16 protein-coding genes are annotated in these 18,350 nt (G+C 68.1%); 8 read left to right on the top strand and 8 right to left on the bottom strand.

Annotated features, from left to right (window positions below; translation table 11 throughout):
* Nucleotides 1-813: a class I SAM-dependent methyltransferase gene (locus tag J2X20_RS05855; RefSeq protein ID WP_310262142.1), complete on the bottom strand. Its 813-nt coding sequence runs from the start codon at nt 811-813 to the stop codon at nt 1-3.
* A gap of 63 nt (nt 814-876) precedes the next feature.
* Between J2X20_RS05855 and J2X20_RS05850 the strand changes: the two genes are divergently transcribed.
* Nucleotides 877-1,299, top strand: a complete 423-nt coding sequence (locus tag J2X20_RS05850) for a PaaI family thioesterase (protein WP_310262139.1) — start codon at nt 877-879, stop codon at nt 1,297-1,299.
* Between the two features lie 29 nt (nt 1,300-1,328).
* On the top strand, nt 1,329-1,793 hold the full coding sequence (locus tag J2X20_RS05845) for an HPF/RaiA family ribosome-associated protein (RefSeq protein WP_310262136.1): 465 nt from the start codon (nt 1,329-1,331) through the stop codon (nt 1,791-1,793).
* 48 nt (nt 1,794-1,841) lie between these two features.
* On the opposite strand, the gene J2X20_RS05840 is transcribed toward J2X20_RS05845, so the two are convergent.
* From J2X20_RS05840 to J2X20_RS05825, 4 genes are all read right to left on the bottom strand, one after another.
* Nucleotides 1,842-3,806, bottom strand: a complete 1,965-nt coding sequence (locus J2X20_RS05840) for a PhoX family protein (RefSeq protein ID WP_310262133.1) — start codon at nt 3,804-3,806, stop codon at nt 1,842-1,844.
* 136 nt (nt 3,807-3,942) lie between these two features.
* A complete protein-coding gene (locus tag J2X20_RS05835; protein WP_310262130.1) occupies nt 3,943-4,767 on the bottom strand; it encodes a BPSS1780 family membrane protein in 825 nt (274 codons plus the stop codon).
* A complete protein-coding gene (locus tag J2X20_RS05830) occupies nt 4,764-5,768 on the bottom strand; it encodes a homoserine kinase (RefSeq protein WP_310262126.1) in 1,005 nt (334 codons plus the stop codon). Before J2X20_RS05830 ends, J2X20_RS05835 begins: the two co-directional genes overlap by 4 nt.
* Before the next feature lie 33 nt (nt 5,769-5,801).
* A complete protein-coding gene (locus tag J2X20_RS05825) occupies nt 5,802-6,095 on the bottom strand; it encodes a hypothetical protein (protein ID WP_310262125.1) in 294 nt (97 codons plus the stop codon).
* A 42-nt stretch (nt 6,096-6,137) separates the two neighbouring features.
* Between J2X20_RS05825 and polA the strand changes: the two genes are divergently transcribed.
* The 4 genes from polA to J2X20_RS05805 all read left to right on the top strand — a co-directional run bounded on the left by polA (nt 6,138) and on the right by J2X20_RS05805 (nt 10,627).
* Entirely contained in the window at nt 6,138-8,900 is a 2,763-nt protein-coding gene (gene polA, locus J2X20_RS05820) for a DNA polymerase I (protein ID WP_310262122.1), read from the top strand.
* Between the two features lie 80 nt (nt 8,901-8,980).
* The gene (locus tag J2X20_RS05815) at nt 8,981-9,337 is read left to right on the top strand and encodes a type II toxin-antitoxin system prevent-host-death family antitoxin (protein WP_310262118.1); all 357 of its coding nucleotides are present in this window, start codon (nt 8,981-8,983) and stop codon (nt 9,335-9,337) included.
* Between the two features lie 3 nt (nt 9,338-9,340).
* A complete protein-coding gene (locus J2X20_RS05810; protein ID WP_310262115.1) occupies nt 9,341-9,961 on the top strand; it encodes an ATPase in 621 nt (206 codons plus the stop codon).
* A gap of 36 nt (nt 9,962-9,997) precedes the next feature.
* Nucleotides 9,998-10,627 (top strand): response regulator transcription factor, encoded by a 630-nt coding sequence (locus J2X20_RS05805; RefSeq protein ID WP_310262112.1) that lies wholly within the window; start codon nt 9,998-10,000, stop codon nt 10,625-10,627.
* Here the strand turns inward: J2X20_RS05805 and J2X20_RS05800 are convergent.
* Genes J2X20_RS05800 through xdhA form a run of 3 tightly spaced genes read right to left on the bottom strand, consistent with a single transcriptional unit; the run spans nt 10,624 to nt 14,965 of the window.
* A complete protein-coding gene (locus tag J2X20_RS05800; protein WP_310262109.1) occupies nt 10,624-11,184 on the bottom strand; it encodes a peptidoglycan recognition protein family protein in 561 nt (186 codons plus the stop codon). The genes J2X20_RS05805 and J2X20_RS05800 overlap by 4 nt on opposite strands.
* Entirely contained in the window at nt 11,181-13,499 is a 2,319-nt protein-coding gene (gene xdhB, locus J2X20_RS05795; protein WP_310262108.1) for a xanthine dehydrogenase molybdopterin binding subunit, read from the bottom strand. Before xdhB ends, J2X20_RS05800 begins: the two co-directional genes overlap by 4 nt.
* Nucleotides 13,496-14,965 (bottom strand): xanthine dehydrogenase small subunit, encoded by a 1,470-nt coding sequence (gene xdhA, locus J2X20_RS05790; protein ID WP_310262106.1) that lies wholly within the window; start codon nt 14,963-14,965, stop codon nt 13,496-13,498. The genes xdhB and xdhA overlap by 4 nt, the downstream gene beginning before the upstream one ends.
* Nucleotides 14,966-15,004: 39 nt before the next feature.
* Between xdhA and guaD the strand changes: the two genes are divergently transcribed.
* Together guaD and J2X20_RS05780 are read left to right on the top strand one after the other, a co-directional pair.
* Nucleotides 15,005-16,312, top strand: a complete 1,308-nt coding sequence (gene guaD, locus J2X20_RS05785; protein ID WP_310262103.1) for a guanine deaminase — start codon at nt 15,005-15,007, stop codon at nt 16,310-16,312.
* A 97-nt stretch (nt 16,313-16,409) separates the two neighbouring features.
* On the top strand, nt 16,410-18,341 hold the full coding sequence (locus J2X20_RS05780; RefSeq protein WP_310262101.1) for a S9 family peptidase: 1,932 nt from the start codon (nt 16,410-16,412) through the stop codon (nt 18,339-18,341).
* Nucleotides 18,342-18,350 lie beyond the last annotated feature (9 nt).

Below are 18,350 nucleotides of genomic sequence, written 5' to 3'. Positions count from 1 at the left end.
TCAGCGGCCAACGATGACGATGTGGGCCTGGATGCGCGTGTCCAGAGGCCCAGCGCCGAAGCGATCGGCAAAGGCGCGTGCGACCAGGGCCGTCAGCTCGGGCAGGCGGCCCGGCGCGCGGGCCTCGATCTCGGTGCGCAGCGGCGTGCCCTGGCAATAGCCCAGGGCTGCGGGCGACGGCGAATCGGCGCAGGCCCGCAGCGGCAGCGTGACGATGTCGGCCTCGCGCTCAAAGCCGCCGGCTTCCAGGTCGGCGCGCAGCACGTCGACGTCGTGATAGCCGTGGGGCGTGCGCGCCATGAAGCGTGGCGGGTCGTCGGGGAAGGCCTGGGCCAGGGCGTCAGTGGCGGTCTTGGCCAGCTCGTTGCTGTCGATGTGGTCCCAGACGTTGAACAGGAAATAGCCGCCCGGCTTCAGCACGCGGCGGATTTCGGCATAGGCCAGGGCCTTGTCGGGAAAGAACATGGCGCCGAACTGGCAGGCCACGAGGTCGAAGCTCTCGTCCTCGAAGGGCAGGTCCATGGCGTCGGCCAGCCGCCATTCGACGGGGCGCTCCGTGCCCAGCGTCGCGGCCATGTCGATCATGGTGGCGTTGAGGTCGCTGGCGACGATGGCCGTTTGCGGCGGCAGCTCGGCCACCAGGCGGCGCGTCAGCGCGCCGGTGCCGGCGGCGATCTCCAGCACGTCGGCGGGCTGCAGCGCAGCAACACGTGCCGCGAGGTCGAGCGCATAGGGCTCGAAGATCAGCGGCACCATATAGCGCTCGTAGAGCTCGGGGATGGAGCCCGTGAAGCCCCGGTCGGTGAGGTTCATGGGCCGATTCTGAGGCGGTGCTAGGCTCGCCGGCGCTGTCTTCGCAAATACTTGCAATTCGCCATGACCGAACATCGTCCCTCACACGCTGAGCTGAACGCCTTCCTGCTGGCCGAGTTCCCGCAGAACCGTTGCACGCTGGAAGAGGTGGATGAGGATGGCAGCGTCGTGGTCGCCCATCCCGTGGGCGAGCGCGAGCTGCGCCCGGGCAACACGGTGTCCGGGCCGGTCATGATGACGCTGGCCGATGTGGCGCTCTACCTGGCCATCCTGGCGCGCATCGGCATCGTGCCGCTGGCGGTGACGACCCATCTGTCCATCAACTTCCTGCGCAAGCCGCGCGCGGACCGGCGTGTCATTGCGCGCTGCCGGCTGATGAAGCTGGGCAAGACGCTGGCGGTGGGCGAGGTGTGGATCTTCTCGGAAGGCGAGGACGAGCCGGTGGCACACGCGACGGGCACCTACGCGATTCCGCGGGAGCGTTGAGGTCCATCGCCTGCGCAGCACCGTGCGGCATGCCGCTTGCCCCTTGCTTTCAAGCGCGCGACTTCCGTACGCCGAAAGGAAATGCGATGCAGGTACACATCGAGACCGACAACCACGTCGAGGGCCGGGAGAAGCTGATCGAGCATGTCGAGGGCGTGATCCGCGACGCCGTGGACCACTACCAGGGCCAGGTGACGCATGTGGAGGCGCATCTGGGCGACATGAATGGCGGCGTGAAATCGGGCCCCGACGACATGCGCTGCCTGCTGGAGGCGCGCGTGCTGGGGCTGAAGAACATCGCGGTCAAGCACCAGGCCGAAAGCCTGCACCTGGCGATCGAGGGCGCGGCCGACAAGTTGACGCGGACGCTCGATTCGGCGCTGGGCAGGAAGCAGGACAGCCAGCGGCGCCACGTGGGCACCGGTGAGTTGAGCGCCGACATGGCCCGCGAGGTCGATGAGGAGGGCGTGTCGCCTGCGGCCGAGCCTCGGTGATCCACGAGAAAGGGCTGCTCACGCAGCCCTTCGGCCACACGCCTGCAATCAGCCGATCTTGGCCAGCTTCACGCTGGTGATGGCACCCGTCAGATAGCCCACCTGGGCGCCGAAGCGGTCCTTGTAGTTGGCGCGCACCAGCGGGTCCAGCGTGGCCTTGACGACGTTGTGCAGCGGGGTGCCCCAGTCGCCCGGGTGCTGGAAGTTGCTGGTGATATAGGTCCAGCCGTTGAGGTCATCGACGACGCCCAGGCCTGTGGCTTCGGCGCCGGAAGGCATGGAGACGATGCGGCTCAGCACCTTGGTGTCGACGTTGTAGGCCCAGACGAAGTTGTTGACGTGGTAGCTGCTGTCCTCGCCGATGAAGAGGGTGCGCAGCTTCTCCGAGAACTTCAGGTTGTCCGGCGCGCCGATCTTGTCGGGGTTGGCGAGATTGCCCAGGGCGTCGGCCGTGGCCAGGTCTTCGCCCACCAGCAGGGTCTTGGTCAGCGAGGGCACCCACTCGCTGTTGATGGCCGCGCCGCCCGTGTCCTTCTGGCCCGTGCTCAGCGTGTGGGCCAGCACGCCGCCGGCGTTCAGCGCCTTGTCGAGGGTGATGTTGGCGGCCTCGTTCCAGGCCGCGTTGCCGCGCACCATGGAGCTCTGCATGTTCTGCAGGGCCGAGTAGGCGATCTTGTCCTTGGCGTTGACCGTCGTGCCTTCCATCTTGGTGAAGGCCATGGAGCCACCCTTCAGCGCGGCGTAGCGATGGGTCTCGAGGAAGGCGGCGGCCTTGTCCATGCCGGCCTTGACGCGCACCCATTGCACCTTGCCGCTGAACCAGATCTTGGTGAACGTGGCGTCCAGCGGATCGGTGGTGGCCATGTCCATGATGTCGGTGGCCTTCAGCGTGTCGGCCAGGGCCTTGATCTCGGCGCTGCTGGCCGAGCCGAGCTTGATCCAGGTGATGGGCGCGCCGGCGGCGGCCGGGTCCAGCGAGAAGCCGGCGCCGAACCTGGCGACATACAGCGTGCCGGCGGAGAGGTCCTTCTCCTTGTCGGCGACGAACATGAAGAAGCCGCCATTGGTCGCGTCGTCGCCCATGATGGCGGTGCGGTTGTCGGGCATGACCTGGATCAGCTCATGCGAGATGCGGCCCAGGCAGTAGTGCTTCTTGATGGTGCCGGTGCCGTCGGGGTTGACCGTCACTTCGGGCAGATGGCCGTAGTGATAGGGGTTGGCCTGGGTTTCGTTGCCGAACAGGTTCTTGCTGTAGGCCTTGAACTGCGCGTTGCCGGCGATGGTGAAGGCGTCGGGCTCGTATTCCTCGCTGGACAGATGGGTGCCCCAGGGCGACAGGCTGGCGCCGCAGGTGATCCACAGGCCCATGGCGGGCGAAGTGTCGACGTTGTGGTACTTGACGAGGGACAGCTTGCCGGTGGCGGGGTCCTGGTCCAGCGTCAGCACGGCGATGGGCGAGGGCAGCTTGCCGTACATGTCGGTCTTGCCGTCCTGGGCCCAGGTCGTGTATTCGAACTGCACGACGGCGAAGACGGCATTGCCCTTGACGCCGGCGACGCTGGCGTTGTCGAGCTTGAGCAGGGAGGTGCCGTCGGGCGAATCGCTGAAGAACTGGCGCTCCTTGCCGGCCACGGTCGTGTCGACGATGGGCTTGCCGGCGAAGTCGACATAGCCGCCGGCCAGGACGGTGCCGCCCTTGCCGTCGGCAACCAGGTCGCCGGTCGTGAAGAAGGGGGCATAGGACAGCGAGAAGCCCTGGGTGCTGTCGTCGCTGAACTTGACCATCAGCGTCGAGTTGACGAGGGTCTTGGCCATGTCGGCCGGCGTGGCCAGGCTGGGCGCGGACATGGCGACGAAGCTGGCGGAGGCGAAGCTCGGGGCGGGCTTGCTGTCGTCGTCGCTGCCGCCGCCGCAGCCGGTCAGCAGGCCGGCGATGGAGGTACCGGCAATGGGCAGCATCAGGGGAGCACCCATGAACTTGAGGGCGTGGCGGCGATTCAGGGATTCGGACATTGGGCGACTGCTACAGAAGAAGACTGCACAGCCAGGCCTTGTGCGAGGTCGCACGCCGGCCCGGCACGAGCCGCGCAATGTAGGAAGTCTGCGTGTCAGCCGCGTGAAAACGCGGCCCGGTCCACCGATGGAAGCGTCAGGCCTGCTGGTCGTCGAGCAGGCTCTGCGGGGCGCCGAACATGAAGCAGTCGACGAAGCTGAAGTACAGCGAAGCGTAGAACACCGACATCAGCACGAGGAAGCAGGCGATGGAAGCCACTGGCGCGAGCTGCAGCAGGCCCAGCAGGCCGAAGACGATGCTGATGACGCCGCTGCAGGCAAAGGCCAGCCCGGCCCACAGCAATGCGTTCAGTGCGAAGGCGCCCTTGTTGCGCCACAGTGCCAGCGTGCTGGAGAACAGGGCCTGGGCCGCGCTCTGCCCGCCCCAGTGCACCAGGGCCGGTGCATGCCAGTAGGGGATGGAGAGCAGGGTCATGCCGGTGGCGCGGGCCGCAAAGCCCCAGATCAGGCGCGGGTCGGCCGCTACGGCGGCGATGGCTTCGGAGTTCGCGTCGTTCTTCATCAGCGTCATCAGCGCGTGCGTGACCTCGCCATCGATCTGGTCGGACAGCAGCAGGATGAGCAGCATGGCCAGCGCAAAGCCGATGCACAGCACGAGCTGATGACGGCGCCTCTCGCGCGTCAGCTTGAAGGGGGCGACGAAGACCTCGACGCTGGGCGTCTTGCGCTGCAGGGCCAGGTGGGTGGCCAGCATGAAGCCCAGCGAGCACACGGGGATGGCCATCAGGCCCAACACCGGGCCGATGAAGGGCAGGGCGCCCAGCAGCATGGAGGCCAGCAGGGCCAGGCCGAGCAGGCCCGAGAAGGCCAGCGGCTGGCGGCGGAAGATCTTGAAGCCGTGGCGTATCCAGAGCCGACCGTTGGCGGCGGGCACCTGCTGCAGGTGCAGCTGCATCGTCATTCAGCCGCTCCGTCGTGCAGAGCATGCCAGGGCTTGGCGATGCGCTCGCGCAGCACGCGCTCGAAGTGGCGCGGATCGTGAGCCTTGAGCAGGCTGGCCTCGCGCGGCAGATGCAGGTCGTACAGGCGCGACAGCCAGAAGCGCAAGGCTGCGGCGCGCAGCAGGGCGGGCAACAGGCGGTGTTCGGCGCCCGACAGCGGCCGCACGCTTTCATAAGCCTGGACGAAGACGCCGGCGCGCTCCTCGATGAGGCGGCCGTCGGTCAGGTCGATGCACCAGTCGTTCAGGCAGACGGCGAGGTCGAAGAGCCAGGTGTCGCAACCGGCGAAATAGAAGTCGAAGAAACCGGTCAGGCGCTCGCGGCCCGGGCCCTCGCCGGGCTCGAACATGACGTTGTCGCGGAACAGGTCGGCGTGGATCGGGCCCTTGGGCAGATCGGCGTAGCGGGCCGACGCGGCCAGCTGTGCCTGGTAGGCCAATTCGCTTTGCAGCAGCTCGGTCTCGGCGGCGTCCAGGAAGGGCAGGATCTGTGGCGCCACCTCGCGCCACCAGGCCAGGCCGCGCAGATTGGGCTGGTAGAGGGGGAAGTCCTGGCCGGCCAGATGCATGCGGGCCAGCGTCGCCCCGACCTGCTCGCAGTGGAAGGCGTCAGGCGCCAGTTGGTGGCCGCCGTGCAGGCGGTCGACGATGGCTGCCGGCTTGCCGGCCACTTTGAAGAGGATTTCGCCGCTGGCGTCGGCATGCGGCTCGGGCACCGGCACGCCGCGCTGGGCCAGGTGCTGCATCAGGCGCAGATAGAAGGGCAGCTGCTCGGCGGTCAGGCGCTCGAACAGCGTCAGCACATAGCGGTGCAGATGGCCGTCGCCCTGCGTGCAGTCGACGAAATAGTTGGTGTTCTCGATGCCGGCGCCGATGCCGCGCAGCGAGGTGAGCTGCCCGAGGGCGAGGTGGTCCAGCAGGGCTTGCGCCTGCGCCGGGCTGACTTCAGTAAAAACGGCCATGGGTCCAAAAGGGGCCCGGAGGGCCGCCCGCGATCAGAATTTGAGAACTCGCCAGACCCGCGTTCCCGAGCCGCTCTTGGGCATCCCGGTGCCCGTACCGCCGGCCGACTCGCGGCCCGCATCGTTGACGACGATTTCGTAGTCCGGTGCCTTGCTGTTCTTGTTCTTGACCGTGACCTTCTTGGTCTCGCCCCTCACCTTCAGCTCCTCGATGCGGACCTGGTCGTCCTCGGCCACGGTCCTCTCGACCTTGGGTTCGGGCGGCGGGTCGGCCAGGGCGCTGCCGGCGAAGGCGGCGATCAGCAGGGGTACGGCGAGGCGCAACATGCTGCCGATTCTAGGTGGCCGGCTACCGGACAATCCGTCGCCATGAGTAAACCCATCCTGCTGCTGGTTGACGGCTCCAGCTACCTCTACCGTGCCTTTCATGCCATGCCGGACCTGCGCGGCCCCGAGGGCCAGCCCACCGGCGCGGTGCGCGGCATGGTGGCCATGCTGAAGAAGCTGCAGAGCGACATCGGTGCCGAGCACGCCGTCTGCGTCTTCGACGCCCCGGGCAAGACCTTCCGCGACGACTGGTATCCCGAATACAAGGCCCAGCGCTCGCCCATGCCGCCGGAGCTGCGCGCCCAGATCGAGCCCATCCACGAGGTCGTCAAGCTGCTGGGCTGGCCGACGCTGACGGTGCCGGGCGTCGAGGCGGACGACGTCATCGGCACGCTGTGCTGCATCGCGGCCAAGGAGGGCCACCGCGTCATCGTGTCCACCGGCGACAAGGACCTGTCCCAGCTGGTCAACCCCGACGTGGAACTCATCAACACCATGAGCAACGAGAGGCTGGACGAGGCCGGCGTGGTGGAGAAGTTCGGCGTGCCGCCCAATCGCATCATCGACTACCTGACGCTGATGGGAGACACGGTGGACAACGTGCCGGGCGTGGCCGGCGTCGGCCCCAAGACGGCGGCCAAGTGGATTGCCGAGTACGGGTCCCTGGACGGCGTCATCGCCGCGGCGCCGACGATCAAGGGCAAGGCCGGCGAGAACCTGCGCGCCGCCCTGGACTGGCTGCCCATGGGCCGCAAGCTCGTCACCGTGAAGGTGGATTGCGAGCTGGCCGAGCATGTGACCGGCTGGCCCAAGCTGGATGAGCTCGCCTTCCGCGAGCCCGACAAGGCGCACCTCGGCGAGTTCTACGCCCGCAACGGTTTCAAGCAGTGGCTGGAGGAGCTGACCGGCACGGCCGTCATCCCCAAGCCCAAGGCAGCGCCCGTCGCCAACCCGGGCCTGTTCGATGAGCCGCAGCCGCCTGCCGACGCGGGCGATCTGGCGCGCCAGTACGAAACCATCCTGAGCTTCGAGCAGCTGGAAGCCTGGCTGGTGCGCCTGCACGCCGCGCCGCTGTGCGCGCTGGACACCGAGACCGACTCGCTGGACCCGATGGCGGCCCGCATCGTCGGCATCTCCTTCGCCGACAAGCCCGGTGAGGCGGCCTACATCCCGCTGGCCCACAGCGGCCCGGACGCCCCGGAGCAACTGCCGCTGGACCAGGTGCTGGCCCGCCTCAAGCCGTGGCTGGAGGACGAGGCCGCCAAGAAGATCGGCCAGAACCTGAAGTACGACCGCCACGTGCTGCTCAATCACGGCATCGATCTCGCCGGCGTGCAGCACGACACCCTGCTGCAAAGCTATGTGCTGGAGGCCCACAAGACCCACAACCTCGAGGCCCTGGCCGAGCGCCACCTGGGCCGCAAGGGCCTGAGCTACGAGGACCTGTGCGGCAAGGGCGCCCATCAGATCCCCTTCGCCCAGGTCGACGTGGCCAAGGCGACGACCTACTCGGGCGAAGACTCCGAGATGTGCCTGCACCTGAACAGCGTGCTGCTGCCTCAGATCGAGGCCGACGCCGGCCTGACCCGCATCTACCGCGACATCGAGATGCCGTCGGCCGACCTGCTGGCCCGCATCGAGCGCAACGGCGTGCTGATCGACTCGGAGCGCCTCAAGCTGCAAAGCCATGAGATCGGCCAGCGCCTGGTGCTGCTGGAGCAGCAGTGCTACGAGATCGCCGGCCAGCCCTTCAACATCGGCAGCCCCAAGCAGATCGGCGACATCCTGTTCACCAAGCTGGGCCTGCCCGTCGTCAAGAAGACCGCCACTGGCGCGCCGTCCACCGACGAAGAGGTGCTGACCGAACTCGCTGCCGACTTCCCGCTGCCGGCCAAGATCCTCGAATACCGCGGCCTGTCCAAGCTGAAGAGCACCTATACCGACAAGCTGCCGCTGCAGATCAACGCCCACACCGGCCGCGTGCACACCAACTACGCCCAGGCCGTGGCCGTGACGGGGCGCTTGTCCAGCAACGAGCCCAATCTGCAGAACATCCCCATCCGCACGGCCGAGGGCCGCAAGGTGCGCGAGGCCTTCGTGGCGCCGGCGGGATTCAGAATAGTCAGCGCCGACTACTCGCAGATCGAGCTGCGCATCATGGCCCACATCAGCGAGGACCCGGGCCTGCTGCGCGCCTTCCAGGAAGGCCAGGACGTGCACAAGGCGACCGCCAGCGAGGTCTTCGGCGTCGCGCTGGACGAGGTCTCCAGCGAGCAGCGCCGCTATGCCAAGACCATCAATTTCGGTCTCATCTACGGCATGGGCGCCTTCGGTCTGGCCTCGGCCCTGGGCATCGAGCAAAAGGCCGCCAAGGACTACATCGAGCGCTATTTCACCCGTTTTGCCGGCGTCAAGAAGTACATGGACGAGACCAAGGCGAGTGCGGCCGAACTCGGCTATGTGTCGACGCTGTTTGGCCGGCGCATCTATCTGCCCGAGATCCGCGGCGGCAACGGCCCGCGGCGCGCCGGCGCCGAACGCCAGGCCATCAATGCGCCCATGCAAGGCACGGCGGCCGACCTCATCAAGCTGGCCATGCTGGCCGTGCAGGCCGAGCTGGACCGCGCCGGCAAGCAGTCGAAGATCGTCATGCAGGTGCACGACGAACTCGTCTTCGAGGTGCCCGAGGCCGAGCTGGAGTGGATGAAGGCCGAGGTGCCGCGCCTGATGGCTGGCGTGGCCCAGTTCAAGGTCCCGCTGCTGGCCGAGGTGGGCGTGGGCTCGAACTGGGAAGAAGCCCACTGAAAGAGGTGTTGCAATCCCCTGGATTTCCTATTTTTCCCAAAATAGGGAAAATACCGAAAATGCCAGTCGGGAGCCTCATCATGTCCGCAGTCCTCGAACCCACCCTGGCCGACCAGTTGCCCAGCGTGTCGGCCACCCAGCTCGTGGCGGGCATCCAGAAGGTCGGCCGCACGGTCGCCACCCATGGCGCGGTGCTGATCACCAAGCATGACCAGCCAGCCTATGTGCTGATGTCGGTCGAGCGCTACCGCGAACTGCAGCGCGCCGCCGAGCCCGACCTGGGCGCCCTGGGCGGCGAGTTCGACGCCATGCTGGCGCGCATGCAGGAGCAGGGCGATGCCCTCGCCGATGCTTTCGCGATGGCGCCCGAAGCCCTCGGCCAGGCAGCCGTCAAGGCTGCCAAGCCCGGCCGCCCGCGCATCAAGAAAGCCGCCTGAGCCTTGCCCGCCAAGCTCTATGTGCTGGCCGGCGTCAACGGTGCCGGCAAGAGTTCCATCGGCGGCGCGGCCCTGCAGGCCAGCGGCGCCGAGTTCTTCAACCCCGATATCGCCGCCGCGCGGCTGCGCGAGCAGCAGCCGGGCCTGTCCGCCGAACAGGCCAATGGCCTGGCCTGGACGCTGGGCCGGCACGGTCTTGAAAAAGCGCTGGCCGAGGGCCTGACCTATGCCTTCGAGACCACGCTGGGTGGCAACAGCATCGTCAAGCTGCTGCTCGAAGGTGCCCGCGCTGGTGCCGACGTCCACCTCTGGTACGCGGGCCTCGCGACGCCCGAGCTGCATCTGCGCCGCATTGCTGCGCGCGTGGCGGCGGGCGGCCATGACATCCCAGAAACCAAGGTGCGCGAGCGCTTCGACGCCAGCCGCAGCAATCTGGTCAAGCTGATGCCGCATCTGGCCAGCCTGCGCGTCTATGACAACAGCTTCGAGGCCGACCCGCGCGCCGGCCGCCGGCCCCAGCCGGTGCTGCTGTTGCGGATGCAGGCGGGCCGTGTCATTGCGCACGCGCCGCTGCGCAGCGTGCCGGCCTGGGCAAAACCTTTGCTGGCGGCGGCCCTGCGTTGACTATCATCGGCGCCCAATGAACAGGCTTGGGTTGCGATGAGGGTCTTGCTGGTCGATGCTTTTCCGATGGTGCGCGCTGCGCTCACCGGCCTGATCGAGCAGCACTTTGCCGGCTCGCAGGTGCAGGGCGTGGACAGCGTTGCCGCGGCGCGCGCCGCGCTGGAGCAGGGCGTGCCCCGCCTGGTGCTGCTGGACCTGCGCATGGACGGCGGCTTCGAGTTGCTGCAGCAGATCCACCGCGAGCATCTGCTGCTGCCCGTCGTGGTCATCTCGGGGAGCGACGACACCGAGGAGGCCCTGCAGGCCCTGGGCGCCGGCGCCATGGGCTATGTGCCCGAGCGCAGCGACCTCAACACCCTGGTGCAGGCCCTGCACCTGGTGCTGGCCGGGGGCACCTACGTGCCCCCGCTGAAGCCCCGCGTGGATGACACCCCCGCGGCGGCCAGCGCGGCGGCGCCCCTGCCCGACTGGGCCGAGCTGCCGCTGACGCCGCGCCAGAAGCATGTGCTGCATCTGCTGACCCAAGGCCTGTCCAACAAGCTGATCGCCCGCGAACTGGGCGTCAGCGTCGAGACCGTCAAGGACCATGTCGCCGCCGTCTTCAAGGCCCTGGGCGCCAGCTCGCGCACCCAGGCCGTGCTGATCGCGACGCAGAAGCGCAGCTAGAGGCGCTTGGCGACCTCGGCCTTGAACCAGCCGGATTCGAGATAGGCGTAGAGGTTCCTGCCCGGGCAGACGGTCTGGCGGCTGTAGTCCTTGTGGCTGGCGATGGCGTCCAGGCCGAGATGGTGTTCGCGCGCCAGCCAGGCCGTCAGCTCGACGGCGGACTTGAGCTGGCCCGGCGTAGGCTGCTGCTCCTCGAAATTGCCCACCAGCATGATGAGGGCATGGCCGCGCGGGTCGTATTCGGTGTTGGTGTCGCCGGCCTGGGTCAGCGGCCGCGCCGCATAGATGCGGCCGTCGGGCGCGATGACGTAGTGGTAGGGGATGTCGGCCCAGCGCTTGGTCAGGCGCGACCATTGCTGCAGCCGGCGCAGATAGGCCTCGGGGTCGGCGCCTTCCTTCCAGATCTCGCCCTGGTGATGCAGGGTGATGCGGCTGATGTGTTGAGGCTCGTCGTGGGCCGTGGGCGGACTGCCGCCCCAGGCTTCAACGGGGATGATGCGTGGAGCGCTGGCACAGCCGGCCAGCGCGAGCAGCAGTGCGGCTGCGGCAAGCCTCATCGGATGGCGTCGATCGCGTTCAGCACCGCTTCGGCCGTGGCCGGCGCGCGCAGCGGCGGATCGCAGCGCTCGGGCCCGCAGGCCGCGCAGGCGTCCTTGATGGCCAGCAGGGCCGCGAAGCCCAGCAGCAGCGGCGGCTCGCCGACGGCCTTGCTGCGGTGGATGGTCTCGCTGGCATTGGCGATGCCGAACAGCTCGACGCGCATCTCGGGCGGGCAGTCGTTGGCGGTCGGGATCTTGTAGGTGCTTGGCGCGTGCGTGGTCAGCAGGCCCGTCACGGGGTGCCAGACCAGCTCCTCCATCGTCAGCCAGCCCATGCCCTGGATGAAGCCGCCCTCGATCTGACCGATGTCGATGGCCGGGTTCAGGCTGGTGCCGACGTCGTGCAGGATGTCGGCACGGGTGATGCGGCTCTCGCCGGTCAGCGTGTCGACGAGGGCCTCGCAGACGGCGCCACCCCAGGCGTAGTAGTAGAAGGGATGGCCCTGCAGCTTGGCTTTGTCCCAGTGCAGGCCGGGCGTGGCGTAGAAGCCATCGCTCCATAGCTGCACGCGCTTCAGATAGGCAGCGCTCACGAGGTCACCGAAGGCGATGCTCTGTCCGCCACCGCTGACCTGGCCACTCTCGAAGGCGATCAGCTCGGCGGCGCAGCCAAAGCGCTCGGCGGCGAAGCTGGCGAGGCGTGCCTTGATCTTGCGCGCGGCGTCCTGGGCGGCCTTGCCGTTCAGGTCGCTGCCGGTGGAGGCGGCCGTCGCCGAGGTGTTGGCGACCTTGCTGGTGTCGGTGGCCGAGCAGCGCACGCTGCTCAAAGGCAGGCCCAGCTCATGGGCGACGACCTGGGCCACCTTGGTGTTCAGGCCCTGGCCCATTTCCGTGCCGCCGTGGTTCACCAGCACCGAGCCGTCGGTGTAGACATGGACCAGGGCGCCGGCCTGGTTCAGGTGGGCGACATTGAACGAGATGCCGAACTTGACCGGCGTGAAGGCCAGGCCCTTCTTCAGCACCGGGCTGGCGGCGTTGAAGGCGGTGATCTCGGCACGGCGCTCGTCGTAGCGGCTGCTGGCCAGCAACTGGGCCGTCAACGGCTGGGCATGCAGTTCCTCGACCTGCTGGCCATAGGGCGTCATGTCCTGGCCGGCGGCGTAGAAGTTGCGCTCGCGCACGACCGCCCCATCCAGGCCGAGCTGGCGCGCGATGCCGTCCAGGATCATCTCGATGGCGATGGCGCCCTGAGGTCCGCCGAAGCCGCGGAAGGCGGTGTTGCTCTGCGTGTTGGTCCTGGCGCAGTAGCCGTGCATGGCCACATGGGGCAGCCAGTAGGCGTTGTCGAAATGGCAGAGGGCCCGGGCCATCACGGGCGCGGACAGGTCGGCGCTGTGGCCGGCGTTGGAGACCAGGTCGATCTCGGCGGCGAGGATGCGGCCGTCGGCGTCGAAGCCGATGTCCCAGCGGTAGTCGAAGCCGTGGCGGCGGCCGGTGACGAGGAAGTCGTCATCACGGTCGACGCGCAGCTTGACGGGCTTCTTCAGCTTCAGCGCGGCGATGGATGCCACGCAGGCGAACAGCGCCGACTGGCTTTCCTTGCCGCCGAAGCCGCCGCCCATGCGCCGGCACTGCACGGCCACGCGGTGCGAGTGCCAGCCCAGGCAGTGGGCGACGAGCTGCTGCATCTCGCTGGGGTGCTGGGTGGAGCAATGCACCAGCAGGCCCTCGCCGCCTTCCTGCGGCACGGCCAGGCTGATCTGGCCTTCCAGATAGAACTGCTCCTGGCCGCCCAGGCTCCAGCTGCCTTGCAGGCGATGTGGGGCGGTGGCGAGGTGCTGGTCGGGCTCGCCGCGCGTCAGATGCATGGGCGGCAAGACGTACTGGCCCTGGGCATGAGCATCGAGGGCCGTCAGCACCGGCGGCAGCGCCTCGGCCTGGATGACCTGCTTGGCCAGACTCGCAGCGCGGCGGGCCAGTTCGCGGTTGGTTGCGATGACGGCGAATACCGGTTGCCCGACATAGCGCAGCTCATCCGAGGCGAGGATGGGATCGTCATGCAGCAGCGGGCCGCAGTTGTTCTCGGCCGGGATGTCGGCCGCGCTGAGGACCGCAACGACGCCGGGCTGGCGGCGGATCAGGTCCAGGTCGACCGACAGCAGCTTGCCGTGGGCGATGGGCGACAGGCCCAGGGCCGCGTGCAGAGTGCCGGCGGGTTCGGGCAGGTCGTCGATATAGGGCGCCGCGCCGCTGACGTGCAGATGCGCCGACTCATGCGGCGTCGACTTGCCGACCACGGGTTGCGCCAGGGGCAGGGTTTCGGGCTTGTTCATGCCGCCACCTCCTGCATGGAAGGCCAGATGCCGATGGGAATGGCCCCCGCGGTCTCCAGCCACAGCTTGGTGAACAGGTTCTGCGCGACCTTGAGCCGGTAGTCGGCGCTGGCGCGCATGTCGGTCATGGGCTTGAAGTCCTGGGCCAGCGCGGCGGCCGCCGCCTTGGCAGCGGCCTCGGTCCAGGGCTGGCCGACGACGGCGGCTTCGGCCGCGGCGGCGCGCTTGACGATGGCCGCCATGCCGCCGAAGGCAAAGCGGGCCTCCTGCACGACGCCGGCGTCCAACCTGACGGCCAGCACGGCGCAGACGGCCGAGATGTCGCTGTCATGCCGTTTGGCGATCTTGTGCGCGCTGAAGCGCCAGTCGGGCGAGGGCAGGGGGACATGCATGGCCTCGACGAACTCGCCGGGTTGCAGGTCCTTCTTCATGTAGTCGAGATAGAAGTCCTGCAGCTTGAGGCGGCGCTGCGTGGCGCCGCGGCGCAGGATGACGTCCGCCCCCAGCGCGATCAAGGCCGGGGCGCCGTCGCCGATCGGCGAGCCGTTGGCGATATTGCCGCCCAGCGTCCCGGCATGGCGCACCGGCGGCGAGGCGAAGCGCAGCCACAGCTCGCGCAGGTGCGGCACGGCGGCGGTCAGGGCGGCCCAGCTGTCTTCGAGCGACGCGGCGGCACCGATCCACAGGCTGCTGCCGTCGTTGCGGATCTCGCGCAGGGCGGCGACGCGCCCGGTGTAGATGATGTCGCCCAGGTCGCGGAACTGCTTGTTGACCCACAGGCCCACATCGGTCGATCCGGCCAGCAGCGTGGCCTGGGGATAGGTCTCGCGCAGCAGGGCGAGGTCGGGGAGGCTTTGCGGCGCATGGAAGCGGGCGCCGGCCTGGCCATAGTCCAGCGGCTCGTCGGCAGCCAGGGCCTGCAGGGCCTGGGCGATGGGCGCGCGGTCGAGAACCCGGGCCGGCGCGTCGAACATCTGCTCACCGGCGTCCAGGATGGGCCGGTAGCCGGTGCAGCGGCAGAGATTGCCGGCCAGGGCGTCGGCCAGCTGCTGGCGCGTGGGCTGGGTGCCGGCGCCCTGGTGGGTCTCGTAACAGGCCGTCAGGCTCATGACGAAGCCGGGGGTGCAGAAGCCGCATTGCGAGCCGTGGCAGGCCACCAGGGCTTCCTGGGCAGGGTTGAGCTGCTCGGGGCCGCCCAGGTCTTCCACGGTCAGCAGGGCGCGGCCGTCCAGGGTCGGCAGGAACTGGGTGCAGGCGTTGACGTTGCGCAGTTCCAACTGCCCGTCGGCGCCCAATTCACCCTGGATGATGGTGCAGGCGCCGCAGTCGCCCTCGGCGCAGCCTTCCTTGGTGCCGGTGCAGCCGGCATGCTCGCGCAGGTACTGCAGCACGGTGGTCGTCGGGGGCAGGTTCTGGACCTCGACGACTTCGCCGCGGTGGAAAAAGCGGATGGGACGGGTATTCATGCTGGCTCCGATTGTCCGGCCTTGCCTCAGAATTGCCATATGAGTTTTACTAACCAGGAAAAATTCGTCGACAGCCCCCGGCGATGGGCCCTGAGGGGCGATCTGCTCGATTTCACGGCCGCACCGCGTTGGGGCGACACGGAGTCGTCGGCGGTGCGCTTTGACCGCGGCCACTGGCTGCTGGTCGAGGACGGCCGCATCGTCGGCCGCCAGGCGGCCGAGCCCGACGCGACCTGGGTGCGCAAGGACCATGCCGGCCAGCTGGTGCTGCCGGGCTTCATCGACACCCATGTCCATTGCCCCCAGTTGGAGGTCATCGGCTCCTATGGCACCGAGCTGCTGGACTGGCTGAAGCGCTACACCTTCCCCAGCGAATGCGCCTTTGCCGACCCGGCCCGCAGCCGCGCCGGCGCCGAGGTCTTTCTGGACGCGCTGCTGGCCAGCGGCACGACCTCGGCCGTTGTCTTCCCCACCGTGCACAAGGTCTCGGCCGAGGCCCTGTTCGGCAGCGCTGCGGCCCGTGGCATGCGCCTCGTCACCGGCAAGGTGCTGATGGACCGGCATGCGCCCGACGGGCTGCGGGACGACGTCGTGCAGGCCGAGAAGGACTGCATCGACCTCATCAGCCGCTTCCACGGCCGCGACCGCCTGGCCTATGCGGTGACCGTGCGCTTTGCGCCGACCAGCACCCCCGAGCAGCTGGCCATGGCCGGCGCCCTGTGCCGCGCCGACGCCAGCCTCTACATGCAGACCCATGTGGCCGAGAACCGCGCCGAGGTGGCCTGGGTGGGCGAGCTGTTTCCGCAGGCGCGCAGCTATCTGGACGTCTACGACGCCGTCGGCCTGGTGCATGAGCGCTCGGTGCTGGCGCACGGCATCTACCTGGACCCGCATGACCGCGTCGTCATCGCCGACCGCGGCGCCCAGGTGGCGCATTGCCCGTCGAGCAATCTTTTCCTCGGCAGCGGCCTGTTCGACTGGCCGGGCGCGGCCTTCAACGTCAGCCTGGCGTCCGACGTGGGTGGCGGCACGAGCTTGAGCCTGCCGCGCAACATGCTGGACGCCTACAAGATCCAGGCCCTGCGCGGTGAGCGCATGACGGCCTGGGCGGCCCTGCACGCCGCCACGCGCGGCGCGGCCGAGGCCCTGCAGCTGGGCGGCGAGATCGGAGGCTTGTCGGTCGGCCAGACCGCCGACATCTGCGTGTGGGACTGGGCGGCCGGCCCGGTGGCCGAGGCGCGTGACGCCGTCGCCCGCGAGCTGCACGAGCGGGTCTTCGCCTGGATGACGCTGGCCGACGAGCGCAACCTGGCCGCCTGCTACGTTGCAGGCCGTCCCATGCTCTGAACCGCCTGTCGGTCGATTCCGCCGCTTCGTCACAACCCTGATGGGGGAGGGCGGCGCGGGTGGCTAGAGTCTGCCCGTTCAATTCAACGGAGACTCCATGAGCCGACCCCTGCTGACTCTCGTCGCGTCCCTGGCCTTGCTGGCCGGCGCCCCCCTGGCCGCCGTGGCTGCCGACAAGCCGGCCGCCGCCGTGGCGCCCAAGCCGGCCAAGCGCTACACCATCGAGCAGTTCATGGCGACCGTCAACATCGGCGGCGCCAGCTTTTCGGCCGATGAGAGCCGCATCCTCTTCCACAACAACGAGACGGGCATCTTCAATGTCTATGCCATGCCCGTGGCCGGCGGCAAGCCGGTGCAGCTGACGAACTCCAAGACCGACAGCCACTACGCCGTCAGCTTCTTCCCGGGCGACGACCGCTTCCTCTACACCCGCGACCAGGCCGGCAACGAGCTCAACCACCTCTATGTGCGCGAGCTCGATGGCAGCGAGAAGGACCTGACGCCCGGCGAGAAGCTCAAGGCTCGCTTCGTCGACTGGAGCGGCGATGACTCGGCCTTCTATGTCGCGACCAACGAGCGCAATGCGAAGTTCTACGACCTCTACCGCTACGACGCCAAGACCTATGCCCGCACCCTGGTCTTCAAGAACGACGCCGGCTGGGGCTCGCTGGAGATCAGCCGCGACGGCCGCTGGCTGGCCCTGGGCAAGGTCAACACGACGGCCGACACCGACGTGCACCTGGCCGACCTGAAGAGCGGCGAGATCAAGCACATCACCAAGCACCAGGGCATCGCCCAGTACGCCTCCGAGGACTTCGATCCCGACAGCAAGGAGCTGTTGATGACGAGCAATGACGGCGGCGAGTTCACGCGCGTCATTGCCTATGACCTGGCCAGCGGCGCGACCCGTGAGGTCGAGAAGGCCGACTGGGACGTGGCCTACACACGCTTCTCCAAGGACGGCCACCACCGTGTGACCGGCATCAATGCCGATGCCAGCACCCAGCTGCGCATCTATCGCGACGGCAAACCGGTCGCCCTGCCCAAGCTGCCCGGCGGCGAGGCGCGTGGCGTGACCTTCTCGCGCAGCGGCAAGCGCATGGCCTTCTATGTCAATGGCGACCGTTCGCCGAGCAATCTCTTCGTGACCGACGTCGGCTCCGGCGCCGCGCCCAGGCAGCTGACGCAAAGCCTGTCCAAGGATATCGACCCGGCCGAACTGGTGGATGCCTCCATCGTCCGCTTCAGGAGCTTTGACGGCATGGTCATCCCCTCGGTCTACATGGCACCGAAGGACGCCTCGCCAACCAACAAGGTGCCGGCCATCGTCTGGGTGCATGGCGGCCCCGGTGGCCAGACGACGCGCGGCTACTCGGCGCTGATGCAGTACTTCGTCAACAACGGCTATGCGGTGCTCGGCATCAACAACCGCGGCAGCTCGGGCTATGGCAAGAGCTTCTTCACGGCCGACGATGGCAAGCATGGCCGCGAGCCGCTGTGGGACTGCATCGAGGCCAAGACCTTCCTGGCCGGCACCGGCGTCATCGACCCCGAGCGCATCGGCATCGTCGGCGGCAGCTATGGCGGCTATATGGTGCTGTCGGCCATGGCCTTCCGGCCCGAGGCCTTCAAGGTCGGCATCGACATCTTCGGCGTCGCCAACTGGATCCGCACGCTGGAGAGCATCCCGCCCTACTGGGAAGCCCAGCGCCTGGCCCTCTACCAGGAGATCGGCGACCCGGTGAAGGACCGCGAACGCCTGATGGCCACCTCGCCGCTGTTCCACGCCGGCGAGATCAAGAAGCCGCTGATGGTCATACAGGGCGCCAACGATCCCCGCGTCATCAAGCCCGAGAGCGATGACATCGTCGCGGCGGTCAAGAAGAACGGTGTGCCGGTGGACTATCTGGTCTTCGACGACGAGGGCCACGGCTTCTCGAAGAAGAAGAACACGCTGGAAGCCAACCGCCGCATGGTCGAGTTCCTCGACAAATACCTGAAGCCTGGCGTGGGCCAGCCCGCGAAGTAAGGAGTTCCG

Source organism: Roseateles saccharophilus (genome assembly GCF_031458095.1).
Classification (GTDB): domain Bacteria; phylum Pseudomonadota; class Gammaproteobacteria; order Burkholderiales; family Burkholderiaceae_C; genus Pelomonas; species Pelomonas saccharophila_A.
Note: the sequence above shows the minus strand (reverse complement) of the source record. Positions and strands in the feature narration are given on the sequence as shown.